The 3769-nt window shown below is 50.4% G+C and carries 4 protein-coding genes and 1 other annotated feature; of the genes, 1 reads left to right on the forward strand and 3 read right to left on the reverse strand.

What is annotated here, in order from left to right:
- The 3 genes from AC4MRN_RS19935 to hisG all read right to left on the reverse strand — a co-directional run.
- On the reverse strand, nt 1-658 hold a 658-nt coding region (locus tag AC4MRN_RS19935), incomplete at its 3' end, for an aminotransferase class I/II-fold pyridoxal phosphate-dependent enzyme (RefSeq protein WP_491204300.1).
- A gap of 11 nt (nt 659-669) precedes the next feature.
- Complete coding sequence (gene hisD / locus AC4MRN_RS19940) at nt 670-1977, reverse strand: histidinol dehydrogenase (RefSeq protein WP_491204301.1); 1308 nt, start codon at nt 1975-1977, stop codon at nt 670-672.
- Nucleotides 1978-1991: 14 nt separating this feature from the next.
- On the reverse strand, nt 1992-2894 hold the full coding sequence (gene hisG, locus AC4MRN_RS19945; RefSeq protein ID WP_073322693.1) for an ATP phosphoribosyltransferase: 903 nt from the start codon (nt 2892-2894) through the stop codon (nt 1992-1994).
- 45 nt (nt 2895-2939) lie between these two features.
- Nucleotides 2940-3054: a sequence feature (His leader region), on the reverse strand.
- A 225-nt stretch (nt 3055-3279) separates the two neighbouring features.
- Here hisG and AC4MRN_RS19950 point away from each other — a divergent pair.
- Complete coding sequence (locus AC4MRN_RS19950; RefSeq protein WP_491204302.1) at nt 3280-3636, forward strand: hypothetical protein; 357 nt, start codon at nt 3280-3282, stop codon at nt 3634-3636.
- The last annotated feature ends 133 nt before the right edge of the window (nt 3637-3769 follow it).

The raw sequence follows: 3769 nt of genomic DNA on the forward strand, positions 1-3769 counted from the left end.
GTAAACCAGCCAGCGCAAAGGCTTTTGACAGTGTGCGCAATACAACAAGGTTCGAATACTGACTGAACTTGGTGGCCCAGGTGTTGGCCATATCAAACTCAATGTAGGCCTCGTCCATTACGACCAGCGCGCGGTCTTCAAAGTGTTCCAGAATACGCTCTACATCTGCGGCTTTAACCTGTGTGCCGGTTGGGTTGTTAGGCGCACAAATAAAGATCAGGTTCACGTTGTCGACGGCGCAGATGCCATCGACGTCCAGATTAAAGTCGGGCTTGAGCGGCACGCGCTCGATGCCTACGTCACAGGTTTCTGCGCTGATGGCGTACATACCGTAGGTCGGCGGGCAAATAAGAATGCGATCTTCACCGGGCGTACAAAATGTGCGGATCAGTAATTCAATCCCTTCGTCAGCGCCCCGGGTCACAATAAGTTGTGACGTTTCTACGCCAGCATAACGGGCATAACCGTTGATGACGCCAGACGGCTGACAAGATGGGTAGCGATTGAAATGACTGTCATCAATCTCATAAGGATTGGCAAATGGCGATTCGTTGGCATTGAGCCAGTCCTGGCCACCAGAAAATAACCGGCGCGCTGATTCATAAGGCTTCAGCGGCACCAGATTGGCGTTGATAAGGGCATCAACTAACTTACTCATACACAGGCTCTCTACTTCGAATCGTTACGTTGCAAGGCTTCCAGGCGATAGCGCACCGCGTCACGGTGAGCGTCCAGCCCTTCGGCATCGGCCAGTTGCATAATTGCGGGGCCCAGATTGCGCATACCGTCTTCAGACAATTCCTGAATGGTATAGCGGCGCATAAAATCAAGCAGTCCCAAACTGGAATAGTTACGCGCATAGCCATAGGTAGGCAGCACGTGGTTTGTACCTGATGCATAATCGCCAGCACTCTCCGGCGACCATGGGCCAAGGAAAATAGAACCGGCATGTTTAATGGCCGGCAGGTAATCCCTGGCATTGTCAATTTGCACAATTAAGTGTTCAGGCGCATAGGCATTGCTTACTTCAATGGCTTGCTCTACCGAATCTGCCAGAATGTAGCGGGCATTTTGCATGGCTTTGCTGGCAATGCTTTCACGCGACAAACGCGCAAGTTGCGCTGTGACTTCTGCTTTCGTTGCTTCTATTAGCGCCTGACTTTCTGAAACCAGAATGGCCTGAGAGTCGGGACCGTGTTCAGCTTGAGACAGCAGATCTGAGGCGACGAATTCAGCACTGGCGTTTGCATCGGCCAGCACCAGCACCTCAGATGGCCCTGCTGGCATATCAATGGCCGCGCCATCTGCTCGCTGACTCACTTGCTGTTTGGCCTCGGTCACAAAGCTGTTACCCGGTCCAAAGATCTTGTCGACCTTGGTGATAGTGTCGGTACCAAATGCCATTGCTGCAATGGCTTGCGCGCCACCGCATAAATAGATTTCTTCAATGCCACACAGCTTGGCGGCGAAGGCAATTTCCGGCGCAATTTGTTGTTCTGCATTGGGCGGCGTACACAGTACACGGCGCTTACAGCCTGCCACTAACGACGGCACACCCAGCATCATGACGGTTGACGGTAAAGGCGCACTGCCACCTGGAATATAGAGGCCAACGGCTTCAAGACCGGTAAAGCGCTGTTCACATACAACACCTGGCGTAGTGGTGAGGCGAATATCTTCTGGGTACTGCGCCTCGTGAAACTGTTTTACGTTGTTAAATGCAGTTTTAATCGCATCTTGCACCTCAGCGGTTACCTGCGCAGCAAGCGCATCGCGTGCCTCTGTCGACAGTTGTAATGCTTCAAGTGACGGGCAATCAAACTTGCGGGTGTATTCAAGTACGGCGTCGTCGCCACGGGAGGTGACGTCGGCCAGAATACCCGCAACCGTGTTTCGCAGTGACTCGCTGTCTGCCATGGCCGGGCGCGACAGCGCCTCGGTTTTTTCGGCATCAGAAAGCGTTGACCAGTTAATCATAGATAACCTCTCAGTTAACCCATCATTTTTTCAATTGGCATAACCAGGATGGAACTGCAGCCCAGCGCTTTCAGCTTTTCCATGGTTTCCCAGAACAGGTTTTCCGGGCTGACAACGTGAATAGCAACGGTGTCTTCTGCGCCAGCTAAAGGCAGTACAGTTGGATTCTCGGCACCAGGCAACAGGCTTTTAACCTGCTCAAGATACGCTTTTGGCGCATGTAACATGATGTACTTGCTTTCCTTGGCCTGAATCACGCCATCGATACGTGGCACAAGGCGGTTGATCAGGGCTTGTTTTTCGTCACTGATCTCGCCATCTGCGCGCTGAATTAATACGGCTTTGGAGCGGAAGATCACTTCTTCTTCCTGCAAGCCATTCGCTTCCAGTGTTGCGCCGGTTGATACCAGGTCACAAATTGCATCAGCAACACCTGCACGAGGCGCGACTTCAACTGAACCAGTTAGCATAACGGCCTTGGCGTTAACGCCGCTTTCTTTAAAGAAACGCTCAAGCAAATAAGGGTAGGTGGTCGCGACTTTTTTACCTTCCAGTGACTTAACACTCTCGTAGTTAAATTCGTTAGGTACGGCAATAGACAAGCGACAGCCGCCGTAGTCCAGGCGACGCAATACTTCAAAGTCAGCCGCTTTACCAGCAGCCTGACGTTCCAGCATTTTCTCTTCCAGCTCATTCTCGCCAATGAAACCCAGGTCAACTACGCCATCCATTACCAGGCCAGGGATGTCGTCATCGCGGACGCGCAACAGGTCAATATTTTCGTTGGTAGAATGAGCAATCAGCAGGCGATCACGGATATTAAGTTTAATGCCAATGGCTTTGAGTAGTGCAATGCTGTCGTCGCTCAGACGACCTGACTTTTGAATTGCAATACGTAATCTTCTGCTATCACTCATGGTGATGTTCCTCTGTAAAAACTAGAATTTGGTACGCCTTAAACGAAAAACCCCCGGAAGTTTCCTTCCGGGGGTCGATAACTTTATCTGCGCCACTGGAAGGAAATAATAACCTTCCAGCACAAACCTGAAAGGTTATGCTTTGTGATGGTGGTGATGCATTGCGGCGCGTTGAGTCATTTGAAATCTGTTCACTAAAATTCGACGCGCAAACAATAGCCAAGTCGCGCAATCATTGCAAGCCTTTTGCAACTTTTGTGAGCGGAAACGCTCTAACAAAGTGTTATAAGTACAATGATTTTGGTATGAATCGTTTTGAACTGGTGGTATTTTGACCAATGGCGACACTCTTTACATGAACCGGGCTTCGATTAGCGGCTAAACAATGAGTAACGATTTACTGTTTTCCATCATCCCCAGAGAGGGAAAAATACCGGTAGTAACTGACGAGCGGGTTAAGCGAGTCAGCAAAGAAGCGCGCGCGAAACAATTGTCTGAAGACGAAAAAGAGACCCACGACGAAGAGCGCCTGGTGAGTGAGCAACAGCAGTATCGTGTTCATGAAAAGCAGGGCAAAAAGGAAGAGGGTTCCGCAAACACTGAGCAAGAGCCTGAAAAAAAGCTGTCTGGTAAAGACTCAGATGACGATGTTGTTGAAGACGTTACCTACGACAGCCATGGCGAAACCGAACACCACCAGGAAGACGATGGCGGCCAGCCTCATATTGATACGTTTACTTGAGCCGGTCCACACTTGAAGCAACGGAGGTCAAGCCCGCCTGCGGGCGTACCTTGATAGCCTTGTTATGCATTTGACGCCTCTGCACTAAAATTATATAAATCGAAATCTACGCTTACACCTAGTTTTGCACATG

This window comes from Marisediminitalea sp. (assembly GCF_984433645.1).

Coding starts and splice junctions, on each gene's coding strand:
- hisD (WP_491204301.1), bottom strand. CDS start 1,977: ATGATTAACTGGTCAACGCTTTCTGATGCCGAAAAAACCGAGGCGCTG.
- hisG (WP_073322693.1), bottom strand. CDS start 2,894: ATGAGTGATAGCAGAAGATTACGTATTGCAATTCAAAAGTCAGGTCGT.
- AC4MRN_RS19950 (WP_491204302.1), top strand. CDS start 3,280: ATGAGTAACGATTTACTGTTTTCCATCATCCCCAGAGAGGGAAAAATA.